The organism is Ketogulonicigenium vulgare WSH-001 (assembly GCF_000223375.1).
GTDB classification, from domain to species: Bacteria; Pseudomonadota; Alphaproteobacteria; order Rhodobacterales; family Rhodobacteraceae; genus Ketogulonicigenium; species Ketogulonicigenium vulgare.
Genome location: NC_017384.1, coordinates 867299 through 885788, shown reverse-complemented (window position 1 = coordinate 885788; position 18490 = coordinate 867299). Strand labels below are relative to the sequence as shown.

Annotated in this window: 19 protein-coding genes; 11 read left to right on the top strand and 8 right to left on the bottom strand. The window is 60.6% G+C overall.

From position 1 onward, the window contains the following. Position 1: 1 nt before the first annotated feature. From KVU_RS04415 to KVU_RS04380, 8 genes are all read right to left on the bottom strand, one after another. Positions 2–916 (bottom strand): hypothetical protein, encoded by a 915-nt coding sequence (locus tag KVU_RS04415; protein ID WP_013384131.1) that lies wholly within the window; start codon positions 914–916, stop codon positions 2–4. A 117-nt stretch (positions 917–1033) separates the two neighbouring features. Next, positions 1034–2185 carry a polysaccharide pyruvyl transferase family protein gene (locus KVU_RS04410; protein WP_013384130.1) on the bottom strand — a complete coding sequence of 384 codons (1152 nt, stop codon included), beginning with the start codon at positions 2183–2185 and terminating at the stop codon, positions 1034–1036. A 293-nt stretch (positions 2186–2478) separates the two neighbouring features. After that, positions 2479–3630: a polysaccharide pyruvyl transferase family protein gene (locus KVU_RS04405; RefSeq protein ID WP_013384129.1), complete on the bottom strand. Its 1152-nt coding sequence runs from the start codon at positions 3628–3630 to the stop codon at positions 2479–2481. Positions 3631–3937: 307 nt separating this feature from the next. Further along, the gene (locus KVU_RS04400; protein WP_013384128.1) at positions 3938–4072 is read right to left on the bottom strand and encodes an entericidin A/B family lipoprotein; all 135 of its coding nucleotides are present in this window, start codon (positions 4070–4072) and stop codon (positions 3938–3940) included. 109 nt (positions 4073–4181) lie between these two features. Next, positions 4182–5375, bottom strand: coding sequence for an OpgC domain-containing protein (gene opgC / locus KVU_RS04395; protein ID WP_013384127.1), 1194 nt, complete (start codon positions 5373–5375; stop codon positions 4182–4184). Between the two features lie 193 nt (positions 5376–5568). Then, positions 5569–6480 (bottom strand): hypothetical protein, encoded by a 912-nt coding sequence (locus tag KVU_RS04390; RefSeq protein ID WP_013384126.1) that lies wholly within the window; start codon positions 6478–6480, stop codon positions 5569–5571. Between the two features lie 111 nt (positions 6481–6591). Further along, complete coding sequence (gene aac(3) / locus KVU_RS04385) at positions 6592–7377, bottom strand: aminoglycoside 3-N-acetyltransferase (RefSeq protein WP_044008151.1); 786 nt, start codon at positions 7375–7377, stop codon at positions 6592–6594. Next, positions 7377–7730, bottom strand: coding sequence for a DUF1304 domain-containing protein (locus KVU_RS04380; protein WP_014537677.1), 354 nt, complete (start codon positions 7728–7730; stop codon positions 7377–7379). The genes aac(3) and KVU_RS04380 overlap by 1 nt, the downstream gene beginning before the upstream one ends. Before the next feature lie 92 nt (positions 7731–7822). On the opposite strand from KVU_RS04380, the gene chrA reads away from it, so the two are divergent. From chrA to KVU_RS04325, 11 genes are all read left to right on the top strand, one after another. Then, positions 7823–8980: a chromate efflux transporter gene (gene chrA / locus KVU_RS04375; RefSeq protein WP_013384124.1), complete on the top strand. Its 1158-nt coding sequence runs from the start codon at positions 7823–7825 to the stop codon at positions 8978–8980. A gap of 85 nt (positions 8981–9065) precedes the next feature. Next, a complete protein-coding gene (locus KVU_RS04370) occupies positions 9066–9530 on the top strand; it encodes a copper chaperone PCu(A)C (RefSeq protein ID WP_013384123.1) in 465 nt (154 codons plus the stop codon). Next, positions 9524–10123 (top strand): SCO family protein, encoded by a 600-nt coding sequence (locus tag KVU_RS04365; RefSeq protein ID WP_013384122.1) that lies wholly within the window; start codon positions 9524–9526, stop codon positions 10121–10123. The genes KVU_RS04370 and KVU_RS04365 overlap by 7 nt, the downstream gene beginning before the upstream one ends. A 129-nt stretch (positions 10124–10252) precedes the next feature. Beyond that, the gene (locus KVU_RS04360) at positions 10253–11263 is read left to right on the top strand and encodes an ABC transporter substrate-binding protein (protein ID WP_013384121.1); all 1011 of its coding nucleotides are present in this window, start codon (positions 10253–10255) and stop codon (positions 11261–11263) included. Positions 11264–11266: 3 nt separating this feature from the next. Continuing rightward, on the top strand, positions 11267–12136 hold the full coding sequence (locus KVU_RS04355; protein WP_014537676.1) for an ABC transporter permease: 870 nt from the start codon (positions 11267–11269) through the stop codon (positions 12134–12136). Further along, positions 12136–12921, top strand: coding sequence for an ABC transporter permease (locus KVU_RS04350; protein ID WP_013384119.1), 786 nt, complete (start codon positions 12136–12138; stop codon positions 12919–12921). The genes KVU_RS04355 and KVU_RS04350 overlap by 1 nt, the downstream gene beginning before the upstream one ends. Positions 12922–12923: 2 nt before the next feature. Then, entirely contained in the window at positions 12924–13970 is a 1047-nt protein-coding gene (locus KVU_RS04345; RefSeq protein ID WP_013384118.1) for an ABC transporter ATP-binding protein, read from the top strand. After that, complete coding sequence (locus KVU_RS04340; RefSeq protein WP_014537674.1) at positions 13971–14894, top strand: N-carbamoyl-D-amino-acid hydrolase; 924 nt, start codon at positions 13971–13973, stop codon at positions 14892–14894. Further along, positions 14891–15493 (top strand): helix-turn-helix domain-containing protein, encoded by a 603-nt coding sequence (locus KVU_RS04335; protein WP_013384115.1) that lies wholly within the window; start codon positions 14891–14893, stop codon positions 15491–15493. The genes KVU_RS04340 and KVU_RS04335 overlap by 4 nt, the downstream gene beginning before the upstream one ends. Continuing rightward, positions 15490–16614 carry an alanine racemase gene (locus tag KVU_RS04330; protein WP_013384114.1) on the top strand — a complete coding sequence of 375 codons (1125 nt, stop codon included), beginning with the start codon at positions 15490–15492 and terminating at the stop codon, positions 16612–16614. The genes KVU_RS04335 and KVU_RS04330 overlap by 4 nt, the downstream gene beginning before the upstream one ends. Position 16615: 1 nt before the next feature. Further along, complete coding sequence (locus tag KVU_RS04325) at positions 16616–18463, top strand: adenine deaminase (RefSeq protein WP_013384113.1); 1848 nt, start codon at positions 16616–16618, stop codon at positions 18461–18463. The last annotated feature ends 27 nt before the right edge of the window (positions 18464–18490 follow it).

Below are 18490 nucleotides of genomic sequence, written 5' to 3'. Positions count from 1 at the left end.
CCTAAGAAATAAGGGCCTCTTCAATCATCGCGCGTATATCAGCGACGTCTTGCTCGGTCCCCTCCAACGCGAGATCGCGAAAGAAAGTCTCGTTGAAAACCACGCTCTTGCGCGCCTCATCCAATTTCTGATTCAGAACGGATCGGGTTCTTGTCTTGATTTTGGATACAAAGCGCTCTTTCGCATGGACGGGATGATAGATAAGCCCATCGTATCCTTGGCCCTCGAGTGCGGAGAGTGACTTTGGCGTGCCGACTGAAAATGTCTCGGCCGAATAAAACTTTTGATCAGCGCTGTTTATCTTCTCGTGGCTAAAGCCCTGAGCCAATAAAGTGGAAATCAGGAACGATTCATCATTAGGCCAGCGTCGCGCCTGATCTTCAGGAACGATATCCCGGAAAGTTTGCGACATCAGAACGCGTGCATTGAAGGCCGCCTGAATGCCCGCGTTACTGACCCCCAACAAGGGAAAGAGACAGGCATAAACGTCGGGGATAAAGTAGGACATCGGTCGATGCCAATACCATTTTGGCGTAGATTTAAAAGAATGCGCCACAACAAGATCAGATGCGCGTGCGCTGAAATGATCAAAGAAATCAGAGCAGCGCTCCATATTAAAGCGCACGTCACTTTCGACAAGCCAATATCGATCGTAATGCGGCAGCGCCTTTTGGCCAGCGTAAAGAAAGTAATCTCCGCATAGCCATCCCCAATTTTTAGGGGCGTAAAGTCCGAGCGAGCTCATATAGTCGGCGGTAATGCTGACTTTCGCCCGCCCTTGGCCCACATTGACCACACCATTGCTTTCGTCGCAAACAAATACGATATCGCGGCCAGAAGTGCGCGCCATATGATCAAAGAAGTTCAATACATCTGCGTCAGCGTAATGCGTTCGCACCAATATCACTTCGCGCATATCAAACTCCAAATATCTTATCTAAGAGAGCATTTTCTGAAATAACGACGTCTACAACGTTAATACGCTGGATCGAAACAGGCGATGAAATCTCATCGCCTGTCGTTCTGATCAATATTATGCGCTTGCGATTTTATGCAAGAACGCCGCGGGTTTAAGACCCGCTTCCTGAAGGAAGTTCACGTAACGACCCGCTTTCATCGCGCGATAGGCATCATAGGCCGCACCGTCGAATTTGATCATCTCGCGGACTGTCGCACGTGTCAGCGGGCGATCAAGATCAGCCGCACGCAAGAAAGGAACGCCGGTCTCACGGCACATCTCTTCAGTACGCGAGTCGATTGTAATACAACAGGCCATACGCTCGGCCTGCAAGGCCAGTTGCGCACCATGAAAGCGCGGACCAATCAACAGATCATGGCGCCGCATATCATCCATCCACGCATAGATGTCGTAATACGAACGCGCATAATTATTCGCCCAAGTTTTAAATTCTTCGATCGAATAATGCGGCATGATATGCTTGCGGATCTGCTCCAGCTTTTCCGGTTCGATCGCGTCAAAATCCCCGCGCGAGATTTTCACCATATCAGCCATAGATTGTACGACGTAGACACCCGGATACTGGACATCCATCATCATGGCGACCAGTTGCTGTTCGATTGTACGGACGTGACCCCAGCTTTCGTGGCCGCCTGCAACCGCCACACGTTTCGGCAGCGGCGTGCTGTTCCAGTTCGCCTCAAGCGCTTTGCCAAGGTTGGGATTTTCGCTGAGGAAATGCGATGGGCAGCCGTTGGAAAATGTATCGACTCCGGTCAGTTTTTTAATCTGCTCGGTTGTGAAGGGGCCGCGGGTATAAATGTTTTGAACCCCGAAGCGCTTGCCATTTTCAATAAGGCAATCCAGCCAAGCGCGGGTTCCCTCTTTCAGCTCGATATCGCGGCCAAAATCATCCGCCTGCGCGCCCAGCCCGATTGCGATGACGGGCTTGTCATATTTCGACATGTTATCGGCAAGACCGCCAAGGTCGGTATGCTTGCCCAGCTGGTTTGCACCTGGGAAAACAACCATATCGACCTGCTCATTCACAACCGCAGCCGGTGTGCCCCAGGCAAAAGGAATGAATTCAGCGTCGATTTGATTCATGATCGAGTGAACGAAGGCTAGATTGCCATTGTTATGCCCGACTTGTGAAAAAAGTTCATCAAAGCTCTTGTTGGAATACATGCCCAAATTTGGCGTCTTCCACAGTAGACCGATCTTCATATCGTATAATCCTTAGACAAAATTAAATCTATAAGGTATTGTTTTTTAAGAGACAAAGGCGGCCCTCAAAGGGAATATCCCTACCTGCAATCAAATCGAACTTTATTGAAACCCAGGCGGACCCTCAAGTCTGCTTCGGCAGGCATCGTCAGATTACACCACATTTGCCGCTTTATTGGACAGCATAGGTCGATCGTACACACCATGTTGCGAAGGCAGACCAGCGCAAAAAACACTGATCTGCCGGTTTTATCATCTAACCCACATCCGCGACCCGATACACGCCGAGCGCATCACCCAGCTGCGATTTCATGCAGGAATTTAGCGGGTTTTAGACCGGCCTGTTGCAAGAACTGCACGTAGCGACCGGCCTTCATTGCGCGATGGGCGTCATAGGCTGCGCCATCAAATTTGATCAACGACTTTAACCGCGTACGCGTGATCGGCTGCGTCAGATCCTGCGCGGGGATATAGGGGACCCCTGTCTCGCGGCACATCTCTTCGGTGCGGGTGTCGATCGTGATGGTGCAAGCCATACGCTCGGCTTGAATGGCCAGCTGCGCACCGTGGAACCGCGGGCCGATCAGCAGGTCGTGGCGGCGCAACTCGTCCATCCATGCCGGTACATCATAGAACGAGCGTGCATAATTCAGCGCCCAAATCTTGAATTGGTCCAGCGAGTAATGTGGCACAGTGTGATGGTGAACACGGGCGAGAGCATCTGGGTCCATTTCATCGAACAACCCGCGCGAGATCATGATCATCTCGCTCATGGATTGGACGATATAAAGCCCGGGAAAGGTCGGGTCCATCATCAGCGCGATCAGCTGCTGCTCGATCTCGCGCGTGTTGACCCAGGCCTCATGACCGGCGGCGACAGCGATGCGCTGAGGAAAGGGCTTTTGGCTCCAATGGGCTTCGATTCGACGTCCCAGATCTGCGCGGGGGTTAATAAAATGCGTCGGACAGCCATTGGCCATCGTCTCGGCCCCGGTGATCTTTTTAATCTGTTCGGACGTATATGGCCCACGGGTATAGATGTTCTGAATGCCATGACGGCGCCCGTTTTCAAGCAACATGTCCAACCAAGCCCGCGTGCCGGGCGTCAGTTGAATATCAGTGCCAAAGCCATCCGCCTGCGCACCCAAACCTATGGCAATAATGGGTTTATTAAAGCCTGACATCGTCTCGACCAACGAGCCGAGGTCCGAGTGGTTGCCCAACTGGTTGGCACAGGGAATGACGACGACATCGACATTGGCGTTGATGACATCGGGTTGTACATGCCAAGGATAGAACTGGATATCCGCGTCGATCTGGCTACGGATCGCTTGCACGAATGCGAGATTGCCATTGTTCAGCCCGATTTTCCGGTAGAGGTTTTCAAAGCTGTCGTTCGAGTAGAAACCGCAGTCCTTACTCTCCCAAAGCAATCCGATTTTCATTCTTTATTCCGCCATTCTATCAACTTAACAGTAGCTTACAGGCCACGTTCACTTGGTTCACGCCGCATCGTCTTAATGATACACAGCAGGTCCTCGCCCAGACCATGTTCTGAACATCACAAGATAGACGCGTGGTGACAGCTACTCGCGTATTAACTCAAAATCTTACAAAATATGGTACAACTTAGGGCGCAACGCCATGTTACCGCTACCAAATATGAGATAGCGTCACATTGCCACCGTTTTATGACTCGTGGCTTGAAATTACATGCAGTGCTGCCGAAAAATTAGACCGTCAGCAACGAGCTTAGCCGCCGACCTGCGCGCGGCGGGCTTCGTCACTTACGGCCGCACCGGCGTTTTGCATATCGCGGCCCGCGCCTTCGATTGTGGCGCAGGCGGCAAGGGTCAGGCAGATCGCAACCAGCATCAGATGTTTCATTCGCTTCTCCATCACTTAGACTTATTGCCCGCAAGCCTAGCGGCTTGTTTGATAGGGCACAACAGGACATGTGACCTCGGCAGAAAACTGCCAAGCCCATGGGGTTAAACTATTTTTTCACAACCACAGGTTTAGGCGCGCTGCGTGTTTCCATTGTCCGGCTGCGCCACCAGGCCGGCAGTGGCAGCAGGGCAAAGACCGCCAGCGCCAGTAGCGTCATCATGCCCTGCGACGGGTCACCCAACTGCTTGCCAAAGTAAAAGGCCATGTAAACCAGCGGCACGTGCCAGACATAGGTGTGCAGCGAATGCTGCCCCATCATCACGGCCGGACGCCAAGCAAGCACGGCGGCAATCCCGGCGCTGGTGGCGCGCAAAATGCGGCTGCCGCTGCGCGGGCCGCAGGCCACTATCCACGCGAACAGATAACCCACAGCAGCAAAGCTGATGATAAAGATCGGCCCCAGCGCGCCGCGATTTTCCATCACGCGATAAAACGGCCAGGCACCCTCGGGCAGCAGACCGCGCGCCGTCAGCCAGCGCAGCGGGAACAGCACCAGCAACACCAGCGCCGCCAGCAGCGCAAGGCGACCCGCCCGGCCCGGTGCCATGGCTTTCAGGTCAAAGCGCTGCTGAGCCAGCATCACGCCAATCACCAGCCCCATCATGAACAGCAATTGCCAGCCCATCGGATTGAACGCCATGCGCAGGCCCTGCCCGTCCGAGGCTTCGAATATCCAGTTGAACGGCGCTTGAATCCAGCCCCAGACGCCAAATTGCGCCGCGATCCAGATCGTGGCCGAGGTCACGATGACCTGCATCTGCCGCCCTTGACTGACGGCACGCACGGCGGGGGCCGCGAACAGCATAAAGACGATATACATCGGCAAAATATCGGCAAACGTCGGCTGATAGGCCAATGTCAGCACCCCAAACAGGCGCCACAGATCCCAGATCGGTGCCTCGCCTGTCCAACTGCGGAACAGGACATCCCCATCCGGCAAGGCGAAACGCATCGCATAAAGACCCAGCACCAAAAGCACCGAATAGCGCCACAGCTCGGCAATGCGGTGCTGGGCCTGCTGGGTGATCGCCTCGTATCCGCGCCGTTGCAGCCGCTTCAGCAGCACGATGCCAAACACCATGCCCGAGACAAACACAAAGCCCTGCGCACTTTCGGTGAACATAACATTGCGAAAATGCAGCGAGATCATCCAGATCGCGTCAGGGAAAACCAGATGGCTGAGCACCATGCTGATCAGCAGCCAGCCGCGCAGTCCATCAATCGCTTCAATACGCCTCACGGGGGTGGATCACTTCTATTGTTTCCCAACCCCTTGTAACTAGGGAGGTCGCAGCGGAAATGCCCGCGCCCTGCGCATACTGCGACGTTAACCGGCGGAACCCGGCCTTTTTGGCGGTTTCGTTGCGGCAGGTTCTTGCCACTTGGCGGCGCGCCGCGGTTTTTATGGGGTCGGGTCGGGGAACGAAATCGCGCTAGCGGGTGGCATTGCGGATCAGATCGCGGATTTCGCCGGCTTGCTGCGGCGTCGCTTCCATTGCCAGCTCGTCGTAAAAGCGCTGCTGAAAGATCTGCCCGATCTCTTTCTCGCTGGGCTTGCGGCTGAGTGTGTCCTTGACCCAGGCGGTCGCCTTTTGAACATAGGCGGTCCCGTGGTGCACGGGGTGATAGATCATATCGTCAAAGCCCTGCACCTGCAGCGCCCGCAAAGAACGCGGCGCGCCAACTGTAAAGCTGTCCTGCGTCGCAAATCTTGTACCGCTGCCGTTCAAATCCAGATGCTGAAAGCCGTTGTTCAGCAAGATCGACATCACAAAGGATTCGTCATTCGGCCAGCGCCGTGGCGCATCCGGCGGCACGATGCGCGCGACACTTTCGGACATCGCGATGCGCTCTTTCAGGCAGAAGGCCAAAGCGCGATGACTGATCCCGACCAGCGCGAAAAGACAGGCATGCACTTTGGGCGTGAAATAGGCCATGGGGTAGTGCCAGTACCAACCGCCATCGGATTTAAAGCCGTGAAAGGTCAGAATATCGGCATCAGATGCGGTGAAGCGATCAAAGAAATACCGGCTCTGACGCATATTCAGCCGTACATCGCCCTCGATCAGCCAATAACGGTCGTAATCGGGCAGCGCCTTGAGGCCGGCATAAAGAAAATAGTCACCGCACAGCCAACCAAAATTCGGCGGGGCAAAAAGCCCCCATGCGGCCGCATCTTTCGCCGTCAAACTGATCTTCAGCCGCCCCTCGCCCACCTCGATCGCCCGATGGGTTTCGTCGCAAACAAACACGACATCGCGGCCGGAATGCAAAACGAGATCGTCAAAAAACGCCAATATCTCGGGGGTGACGTAATGGACTCGTACCAGAATGATTTCGCGCATTTGGACCATCCCGTTTCGTTCTACCGGCTTAACTGCTGTGAAATAAGGGGGGAAGGCGGCCCAAAGTCAATGCATTGCGCCAATGGACCGCAGGCACTGACGTGCGGTCGTCTAACGGCGGGCGAATTCCTCGATCCAGTCGATGGCAAAGGCGGTGATCTCGGACGCGTCGACCAGAACCGCCGCCGCTTGACCGACCCGCCCCTGCTCTGCGCGCCCGATGACAAGGTAATCACGCAGGATCTGGCCAAAGTAATCATCGGGCAGCCCGGCGATCACGGGATCTGCGGTGTCGAACTCGTGACACCAGCGCCAGCGCGTACCCTCTGGCGTGGCAAAGGGCACCTCGACCCGTTTGATACGTTTGCCCGGTACATCGGCCAGATGTTCGGCGTGATGCAGCAAGGTGATCGTATCAAGCGGCGCGCCCAGCATCAGCACTTTGCCGCCCGCCGCCACCAGCCGCGCAAAGGGCGAGCCTGGCCCATAGCCATCATCCAGCGGGTGATCCGCGGTCAGCGCGGCGGCCTGATCGCCAATCGCGACGACCGAGGCACCGGGGTTCGCGCTGCGCAGCGCGCCGGGCGTAGTGCGCAGGAATTCCGGAAAGATGCCATTGCCGCGCGCCGCACGCGATGTTCCCGCGTGAAAGCCGGGCACCAGGTCGCGCCACGCCTGCGGTATGCTACCGTCGGGGCCCAGCAGCGCCTCGTAATCCGCGTTCCAATCGGCATAGGCCAGCACAGTCCCTGCCACTTCACGCAGCGCTGCGATGACCGTATCCACGCCGCCAAGCACCGGCCCGATCCGGCTGATCGCGGCATGGACCATCACGATATCGCCCCGACCGAGGCCCAATTGCCGCAGATCGGCGATCAGCCCATCGCGCGTCAGCACTACAGCCCCAGCGCAAGCAGCAGCATGGCCAGCACCGCAGGCACCGTTTGGATAAAGACGATCCTGCGGCTGGATGTCAGCGCGCCAAAAACGCCGGCGATGGCGACGCAGCACAGGAAGAACCATTTGAACGCAAGGCCGCCGTCGCCAATGATCAGGCCGACGATCAGACCCGCCGCCAGAAAGCCGTTATAAAGGCCTTGGTTCGCGGCCATGGCCTTGGTCTGGCGTGCGAATTCGGCCGAAAGCCCAAAGGCCCGGCGGGCGCGCGGGGTTTCCCACAGCACCATCTCGAGCACGAGGATATAAAGGTGCAGCGCCGCGATCAGCGCGATGAGGATATTGGCCAGCATAAAAGGCTCCGATGAAGGTTAGCGTGAGATTAGCGGGCGTGGCGCCCCGCGGCGATTGAAAAATTGTTACATCTTTGCGGTAGCATGGCGGAATGCGCGTTAATCGAATCGCCGATGTCTTTTGGGCCTTCCTTGTGCTGGGTTTGACCGCTTTTGGCGGCCCCATCGCGCATCTGGGCTATTTCCGCGACGCCTTTGTGACGCGGCGGCGCTGGCTGGATGATGAAAGCTATGGCGATCTGGTGGCGCTGTGCCAGTTTTTGCCGGGGCCTACCTCGTCACAGGTCGGCTTTGCGCTGGGGCTGATGCGCGCGGGCTGGGGCGGCGCGCTGGCGGCATGGGTCGGCTTTACCCTGCCCGCCGCGCTGCTGATGGCCGGATTTGCGTGGCTTGCGGTGCGTCTGGACGGCGCGGCGGCGCTGGGCGCGCTGAACGGGCTGAAAATCGTCGCGGTTGCCATTGTGGCGCAGGCGGTTCTGGGCATGGCGCGCAGTCTGACACCCGATGCGCCGCGCGCCACCATCGCGCTGGGGGCCGTCACCATCTTGGCGCTGCTGCCTGCCCCCTTTGCCATGCCGCTTGCCATCGCGGCGGGTGCGGCGGCGGGGCTGCTGCTGGCGCCGCCCGCGATCACCGCGCGCAGCCCGATGCCGCTAGTCACGGCCAGCGCGGGAAGACTGGCAGCGGCGGCGCTGGTCATTTTACTGATCGCCCTGCCCCTCATCGCGCCGCTGCACGAGACGCTTGCGCTGATCGACCGCTTCTTTCGCGCAGGCGCGCTGGTGTTCGGCGGCGGCCATGTCGTGCTGCCGCTGCTCGAGACCGAGCTGGTGCCGCATATCATCTCCGAGGATGCGTTCCTCGCCGGTTATGGCGCGGTGCAGGCGGTACCGGGGCCACTGTTTTCCTTCGCGGCTTACCTTGGCGCGCTGGAAATGGCGGGGATCGGCGCGCTGATCGCCGTGCTTGCGATCTTTGTGCCGGGCGTTCTGGTGCTGATCGCCGTGCTGCCGTTCTGGCCCGCGCTGCGCAGCCATCCCCGCGCCGCCCGTTTGATGAGCGGCGCGAATGCCGCTGTCGTGGGTGTGCTGGGCGCTGCTCTTTATACCCCCGTCTTTACCAGCGCGATCAGTGATATGCTGGATTTCGCGCTGGCGCTCGGGGGCTTTGTCGCATTGGTCGTGTGGCGGCTGCCGCCTTGGCTGGTGGTGTTGGGCGCGGCCAGCATTGGCGCGATGCTCGCCCTCTGACAAAGGCGTGAGGCCGCCCTTCGCCCCTTGTCTTATTGGCCAGATCGGTCAGGACAGGGCAACGCCACCGCACCCGAGGAATCCGATGCTGCGCCCGATCATCTCCGCCCTGACCGTTAGCCTTGCCGCCAGCGCCGCCGCCGCCGATTGCGCCAGTTGGACAAGCGGCGATCTGCAGATCAGCGCGCCGTGGTCGCGCGCGACCATCGCCCCGGATCGGCCTGCGGTTTTGTATCTGACGCTGACCAACACCGGCACGGCTGACGACGCTGTGGTGGGTCTGGAAACGCCGGTGTCGCGGATGCCGATGCTGCACGAAACGCGGGTGGAAAACGGCATCGCCTCGATGCCGCATCTGAGCCGCGTGCCGCTGCCTGCGGGCGCGACGGTCGCCCTCGCGCCGGGGGGCTTGCATGGAATGCTGGCCAGCCTGACACAGGGGCTAACCCAAGGCGAAAGCTATCCGCTGACCCTGACATTTGAAACTGCGCCGCCCGTGACGGTCGATGTGCAGATCCTGGCCCTTGGCGCACGGGGGCCGCAATGTTGAACCGTCGCAAGCTGCTGATCGGCGCGGGCGCGGCCGTCGGCGCCGTCGCCTATATGCTGGCTATCGGCGCGTGGCGCAGCCAAAGCGCGGCGCCGCAATCGCCCCGTCCCGATGCGATCACGCAGATGGACTGGCAGTTGACCGACCATAACGGGGCCACCGTCACCCCTGCAGATTGGATCGGACGCCCCACCTTGGTTTTCTTTGGCTTTACCTGGTGCCCCGATGTCTGCCCGACGACGCTGATGGATATCTCTGGCTGGCTCGAGGATCTGGGGCCAGAGGCGGATGCCTTACGCGTCGTGCTGATCACCGTCGATCCCGCCCGCGACACGCCCGAGGTGCTGGCCAATTACGTCGGCCTGTTCGACCCGCGCATCACGGGCCTGACCGGCGCGCCAGACCAGATTGCCGCCGCCGCGCAGCATTTCCGCGTCAGATACACACGTGTCGCGCGCGAAGATGGCGATTACACCATGGATCACACCGCTGGCGTTTTCCTGTTCCACGCCGATGGCCGCTTTGGGCGCATCATTGATTTCCACGAGGATCGCGCCTTTGCCGTGCCGAAAATCCGGCAAGTGTTGACCTAGGGTTTGCACAAAAATGCAGCAAATGCCCTTCCCCATAGGGAAAGTCATTTTTCTTTCCAGAAAATATTTTGACAACTCGGAAAATCATCCAGACAGAGGCTGCATCCAACTCTCCGACAGGCAGCCATAATGAACCGCTTTGCAAAATTGCTTCTGACCACCGCCTTTGTCGCCCAGACCGGCTTTGCCGCGGCGCAGACTCTGGTTGTTTCCGAATGGGGCTATACGCCCGACCAGACCGATGAGCTGGTCAATGCCCCGTTCGAGGCCGAACATGGCGTCGAGATCATCGTCGAGACCGGCAACAACCCCGACCGCCTGAACAAGATGGCCGTGCGCGGCGGCGTTGACGTGATCCTGCTGACCGATGCGTTTTCGCAGCAAGGCATCGACCGCGACGTCTTTGGCACCATCGACGCCGCCGAGCTGTCGAACCTGTCCCAGTTGACCGAGGCCGCGCAGCGCCCGCAGGGCGATTTTGGCCCCGCCTATGCCGTTGGCCGTTATGGCATCATCTATGACAGCGCCAAGGTCGAGCCGATCACCTCGTGGAGCGATCTGTGGCGCGAAGACCTCGCTGGCCAGATCGCCATGCCCGGCTTCAACACCAGCTCGGGCCCGATGACGGTTCTGGTCGCGGCGAGCCGCGTGGGCGTGGATGCCTATGCCGATCCGGATGCGGCCTTTGCCTCGCTGGCAGAGCTGTCGCCCAATATCGTGAAGACCTATAACACCGGCTCGGAACTGGTGAACCTGTTCAGCACCGGCGAGATCACCGTCGGCGCGCTGCAGGATTTCGCCGTGCCCGCGATTTTGGCCGCTGTCCCGACCGCGCGCTGGGCACCGCTGGATGAGGGTAACTTTGCCATCTACAACACGCTGAACATCGCCGCCGATACGCCGAACCGCGATCTTGCGATCAAATATATCGACTTCCGTATCTCGGCAGCCGTGCAGCAGGCGATGGCGCTGGCCGTGGGCGATGGCCCGACCAACACCACCGTCGCGCTGCCCGAAGGTGAATATCCCTTCGCCTCGACCCCCGATCAGATCAACTCGCTGATCTCGGTCGATTACAGCCAGTTGCTGGCAGTGCGCGACGACTGGGCCACACGCTGGAACGACGTATTCGGTCAATAAGTGATGAACTCTGTCGTCCAGACAGCACAGCAAGGCGGCAAGGCGGACAAACGTCCCGCCTTGCCCTTTGTGCTTGCCGCCCCAGCCGTGTTTGCACTGCTGGTCTTTCTGGTTCTGCCCGTCGCAGTGCTGATCGGCGAAAGCCTGACCGGCCCCGGCGGCGCGCTAGAGCCCTATGTGAAATTCCTCTCTTCGGGCTATAATCAACGGGTGATCTGGCGCACGCTGCAGATCGCGGGCGCAACGACGCTGCTGGCACTGGCGCTGGGGTTGATCGTCGCCAGCGCACTTGCACGTATTGGTGGAACTTTGGGACAGATCCTGCTGTTCCTGTGTGTTTTTCCTCTGCTCACCTCGGCGCTGGTGCGCTCATTCGCTTGGATGGTAATCTTGGGCCGGCAGGGTCTGGTGAACACCGGCTTGCAGGGCATAGGCCTGATCGATGCGCCGCTCTCGCTGTTGTTCAACCCGACCGCCATGGTCATCGGCCTTGTCTATCTGTTCACGCCGCTGGCGATCCTGACGCTGAAAGGCGCGATTGAGGCCATCGCCCCCCAAGTGCGCGAGGCTGCGACCACCCTTGGCGCGACGCCCATCCGCCTGTTCACGCAGGTCACGCTGCCACTGCTGGTGCCCTCGCTGATCGTCAGCGCGGTGCTGATCTTTACCGGCTCGCTTGCCGCATTCGCCACCGCGCGGCTGCTGGGGTCGGAACGCCATATGATCCTACCGACATTGCTGCATGAAAAGGTCATGGTCAGCTTTGACTGGGCGGCGGGCAGCGTGATTGCGGCGGTGATGCTGGTGCTGTCCTTTGCCGCCATCACGCTGTTCAACGCGCTTGGCCGACGTGCCAACAGGATGGTGGATTGATGCGCAACCTGCACCCCCTTCACGCCGTTGCGGCGGGCCTTGTGATCCTGTTCCTGACCCTGCCACTGGTCATCATCCTTGGCGCGGCGGTGTCGGATACGACCTATCTGACGTTTCCGCCCCAAGGGCTGTCGCTGCGCTGGTTCGAACTTGCGCTGCAAAAACAGAACTTTGTCCGCAGCTTTTTCACCAGCCTTCAGGTGTCATTCGCCGCCACGCTATTGGCACTGCTGATCGGCATCCCCACCGCCTATGCGCTGGTACGCTGGCGCGGCGCACTGCCGGCGTGGATGAAATCGTTCTTTTTCCTGCCCGTGCTGGTGCCCGAGATCGTGCTGGGCTTTGCCATGCTGAAAACCGTGGTGGTCGATATGTCGATCCCGGTGATGCCCGCGCTGATCATCGGTCATCTGGTCATCATCCTGCCCTATGCGGTGCGGGTGGTGGGCGCCAGCCTCGAGGGTTTCGACTTTTCAATCGAGGATGCCGCCGTCACGCTGGGCGCATCACGGCTGAAAGTCGTCCTGACGGTGATCTTGCCGAATATCGCGCCGGGGATTCTGGCGGCCTTCACCTTGGGCTTTATCACCTCGATCAATGATGTGTCGGTGTCGCTGTTCCTGACGGGGCCGGGCATATCGACGCTGCCGATCGAGCTTTTCACCTATGTCGAGCAGCATTTCGACCCTTCGGTCGCGGCGGTCTCGGTCATGATGATGGCGCTGACGATGGCCGTGATGGTCCTGCTGGAACGCAGCCTCGGTCTATCGAAAGCGATGGGTTAAACATGAAATCTTTGCAAATCAGCGGCCTGTCGGCCAGCTATGGCGGCCAACAGGTGCTGCGCGACCTGAACCTTGATATCCCTGCGGGGTCGTTTGTCTCGCTGCTGGGGCCGTCGGGCTGCGGCAAGACGACGACGCTGCGGCTGGTCGCGGGCCTGATGGAGGCCAGCGCGGGCCGCATCGACCTTGACGGCCGCAACCTGCTGCGCGTGCCGTCCCACCGGCGCAATATCGGGCTGGTGTTCCAGAACTATGCGCTGCTGCCGCATCTGAACGTGGTCGAAAACGTCGCCTATGGCCTGCGCCAGCGCGGCATGGGCACGGCCGAACGGCTGCGCAAAGCGGCGGAATTCCTCGATCTTGTCGGCCTGCAAGGCTTTGCCGAGCGCACACCTGATGCGCTTTCTGGCGGGCAAAAGCAACGTGTCTCGCTGGCCCGCGCGCTGGTGATCGACCCCGATCTGATGATGTTCGACGAACCGCTGTCGAACCTTGACGCGCGGCTGCGCCTTGGGATGCGCTCGCTGATCCGGCGGCTGCATCTGCAACGGCAGACCACCTCGATCTATGTCACGCACGATCAGGAAGAAGCCTTTGCCATTTCCGACCGCGTCGCTGTCATGAACAGCGGCAAGGTCGAGCAATATGACCGCCCCGAGGTGCTTTACGCGCGCCCTGCCTCGCGCTTTGTCGCAAATTTCGTGGGGTTCGAGAATATCTTTCCCTACCACCTGATCAGCCGCGCGGAGGGCGGGCTTACCATCAGCACGCTGGGCGGCACGCTCACCCTGCCCGATGATCCGACTTGGGAGGTGCTGCCCACCGGACTACTGGCCGCCCGCCCCGAGGCTTTGTCTTTTGGCGACAGTTCCATCGCGCTGGATGTCACCTTGCGCACCTATTTGGGTCGCGGCTATGCGTTCGAGGCCACCGCCCATGGCACGCCCATTCTGCTGCACAGCGAGCACGCCGACGCCCCCGCCACGCCGCGCCTTTCCATCGACCCGCGCCAGATCACCTTCCTGCCGCCAGACCAGTTGAGCGTCTAAATGTCCGATCATTCCTATATCCTCGCCGTCGCCCAGATGGGCCCGATCCAGCGCAGCGACAATCGCGCCAGTGTCATCGCCCGCCAGATCGAGATGCTGCGCGAGGCGCATGCGCGCGGTGCGCGCTTTGTGGTCTTTCCCGAACTTGCGCTGACGACCTTTTTCCCGCGCTGGATACTGTCAGACGCCGAAAAGCAGGAATTTTACGAGCATCAGATGCCGAACGCGGCCACCCAGCCGCTGTTTGACGAGGCCGCGCGCCTTGGTGTCGGCTTTTATATCGGCTTTGCGGAAAAAGACGGTGATCGCTATTTCAACACCGCGATCATCACCGATCAGGCGGGCAAAATCATCCTGAAATATCGCAAGATCCACCTGCCGGGCACCGCAGAACCCATCGCGGGCCGCGACACCCATCATCTGGAAAAGCGTTATTTCGAACCCGGCAACCTCGGCTTTCCGGTGGTGCGCAGCGCATACGGCATCGCGGGCGCGTTCATCTGCAACGACCGCCGCTGGCCCGAGACCTATCGTATGCTGTCGCTGCAAGGGGCCGAGATCGGCTTTGTCGGTTATAACACCCCGAATGATCACACCGCGAATTTCGATTTCGACAATTTGACCTCGTTCCACAATCGCCTGTCGCTGCAGGCAGGCGCCTATCAGAACGCGATGTGGATCGCGGCGGCGGCGAAATGCGGGCTGGAGGAAGGCTCCAGCATGATCGGGGATTCGATGATCGTCGCCCCCTCGGGCCAGATCGTGGCGCAGGCACTGACCACTGGCGACGAGGTGATCACCGCCAAAGTCGACCTCGGGATGGGACGCCTCTATCGCAAGACGATTTTCGACTTTGCCCGCCACCGTGAACCGGCGGAATATGGTCTGATCACCACCCGCAAGGGCATGGTCGTCGAAGTATGAACGAGCGGCTGAAAGAAAACGCCCCCGGCGCGCTGCTGGCGGCCCTGCGCAAGCAAAACGGCTGGACGTTGGCCGAGGTCTCGGGGCGGACCGGCGTGTCGATCTCGACCCTGTCAAAGATCGAAAACGGCGTCTCGGCCCCCGCCTATTCGGTGCTGGTGCGCTTGGCGGATGGGTTGCAACTGGATATCAGCGCGCTGCTGGGCCAGCCGCGCGCCACATTCGGCACCGGCGTGCGCGAAGTCACCCCCGCGGGTCAGGGCATCCGCTACAGCAATGATATGGGCGGCTACGAAGATATCGCAGCCGGCCTTTCGGGCAAGGCGATGCAGCCGATGATCATCGACATCCCCTATCGCGACGGCGCGGCCGAACAGGTCAGGTCCGAACATAACGGACAGGAATATGTGCTGGTGCTGTCGGGCGCGGTGGTGTTTGAAATGGAGCATTACGCCCCGACCCGGCTTGGCCCCGGCGACAGTCTTTACTTTGACTCGGGCGCGCGGCATGGGTTTTCGGCGGAAACGGCGGGCGGCGCGCGCATCCTGTCGGTCTGCCATGTTCCCCATCCCGGCCTGCCACAGGACCCAACCACATGACCCCGTTGACCCGTTTCAAAGGCTGGCAAAGCTACCCCGCGCGGACAGTGCTGATCGACCAGCCCACCTTGCAGCGCAATATCGACAAGATGCAGGCCTTGGCGGGCGTTGCCGCGCTGTGGCCGCATATCAAGACGCATAAATCCCCCGCGATCGCCCAGATGCAAAAGACCGCAGGTGCAACCGGCCTGACCGCCGCCCTGACCGAGGAAGCGCTGGCGATGATTGACGCGGGTCTTGGCCCCGTCACCCTTGCCCGCCCCGAGATTGACCCCGCCCAGATCGCCCGCCTGCTGCCCCATGCCTATGCTGGGCAATTGCGATTTACCGTCGATCACGCGGATCACATCGCTGCCATTGCCGCGCAGGCAGAGGGCCCCGTTGATATCCTGATCAAGATCGATGTCGGCCTGCACCGGATGGGCATCGGCCCTGATGCGGTCGGCCTTGCCGCACTGCGCCGCACCATTGCGGCCCCTCTGCGCTATGCGGGCATCCTGTCGCACGCGGGCCACAGCTATGGCGGTCAAAGCGTTGACGCGATCAGGCAGATCGCGGCGGATGAGGTCGCCGTGATGCGGGCCTTGGCCGCCGCCGTGCCGGTGGATCGCGGCCCCACCATCATCTCGATCGGCGCGACGCCGACGCTGCTGGCGGGCCAAGATCTGACCGGCATCACCGAAATTCGCCCCGGCAATTACGTCCTGCTGGATATGACCGCTGTCGGCCTTGGCATCGCCACCCGCGATGATATCGCCATGGCTGTCGTCGCCACCGTGATCGGCACCGCCGAGGATCGCATTGTCGTGGATACCGGGTCAAAGGTTCTGACCTCGGATCGCGGCGCGCATGGCACATCCGCCGTCGCGGGCTTTGGCGAGCTGTGGCTGGACGGCGCAACCCGCCCGCTGGTGCTGGAGCGTCTGTCCGAAGAGCATGGCGTTGCGCGCCCTGAACAGGATATATCCCCCCGTATCGGGCAAAAGGCGCTGGTTCTGCCGAACCACTCCTGCCCGGTGATGAACCTTGCGGGCTGTTTCACCCTGCTGCCTGCAGGCACGCCCCATCTGCTGGGCCCAACCAGCACCGAGATCGCGCGCCAGCGCCTGATGAGCCAGTAAGATGACCCAAGACCTCCTCCTGAATGCCCGCGACGAAGTCGCCACCCGCAAGCGCCTGTTGCAGGTCTCGCTGGGGCGCTTGCCCGCCGACCGCATCCTGCGCGTCGGCCGCCTGTTCGAATCCGGCACCGGCACATGGATGAACGATGCCGAAATCGTCATCTCGGGCCGTCGCATTGCCTTTGTCGGCCCGCGTGGCAGCTATACCGGCGAGGCCGCCGAGGTGATCGAGCGTCCCGATCTGGCCGCCGTTCCCGGCTTTGGCGAGGTGCATAAGCATATTGAGTCAAGCCACCTGACCCCGGAATACGAGGCGGCGCTGACCATCCCACGCGGCTGCACCTGGACCTGCGAGGCCAGCCACGAATATTCTAACGTCAACGGCGCGCATAATCTGGAATTCTGGCTGACCGCGCGCAAAGCCGGATCGCCGCTGAAGATCTTCCCGCTGCCCGGCTCTGCCGTGCCGCCCACCGCCTGGGAATATGGCGGCGGCTATTTCGGCAAGGATGAACAGGCCGCGTTCATGGCCGATCCCATGGTTGCGGGCCTTGACGAAGTGATGGACTGGCCCGCCGTCTGCAACGCGGACAACCCCAGCCACGACCGCCTTTGGGGCGTGATCGAGGCGACGATTGCCGCGCGCGGCGTGGTCGAGGGTCATGCCGCTGGCATCAAAGATATCATGAATATCAACGCCTTCGCGGCGGCCGGGCTTGCCTCGGATCACGAAAGCTGGACCGCGGACGAGGCATGGGACAAGATCACCCGCGGGCTGTTTTTGGAAATCCGCGTCCATTCCATGCCCGATATCGTCAAGGGTCTGCTGGAACGCGGCCTCAGCGATTGGTCGCAGGTCGCCTTTGCCACCGATGACCGCTCGGCATCCGACACTTTGAGGCTGGGCGGCACCGACCATAACGTGCGCACCGCGATCCGCGCCGGGCTGTCCCCGGAAAAGGCGATCCAATGCGTAACGATCAACCCAGCCCGCCACATGCGTCTGCAGGCCCATGTCGGTATGATCGCACCGGGCCGCTATGCCGATATCGTGCTGTTGTCCGACGTGGCCGATCTGCAGATCGCCGAAGTTTGGGCCGACGGCCTGCCCGCCTCCAAGGGCACCGACTATATCGGCGCGCTGCCAGCGATTGACTGGCCGGCCTGGGCGCGCACTTCAGTCCACATCAACCGCGAGATCACGGCGGCGGATTTCGCGCTGCATCACGACGGCGATGTGGCGGATGTGGCGCTGCTGCGGCCTTTCCACTGGGCGCCCGATTTCATCCGCGACCAACTGCCGGTGGTGGGTGGCGAAGTGCAGCGCGATACCGCGCGCAATATCACCAAATTCGCCATTATCGACCGCCATACCGGCGCGGCGCGCGTCGCCAAAATGTTCTGGCTGGGCACAGGCCCGGCGACGCCCGACACCGCCGTCGGCTGCACCGTGGCGCATGACCAGCACAACCTGTGGATCGTCGGATCTTCCGATGCGGCGATGGCGATGGTCGCGAACCGTATGCGCCAGACGCAAGGCGGCTGGGTGCTGGCGTCAGGCGGCGAAATCCGCGCCGAAGTGCATTACGAGATCGGCGGCCTGATGACCCACCGCCCCGCCGAGGCGCTGCACGCCGATATGGAGGCCTTCTACGCCGAGGCGAACAAGATCGACTGGATGTATGAGCCGACCTATAGCCCGCGCTGGTGGGCCGGTTTCCCCGAACGGCTGCAATTTGCGACGCTGACCTGCGCGCCCTGGGCCTGGGCCCTTGTCGCCCCATCAGACGCGATCCCGCAGGGTTTCGTGAATGTGCAGACCGGCGAGACGCATCCCGTCGTCTGGTAAATACGGGGGGAAGCGCGCGGGACATGC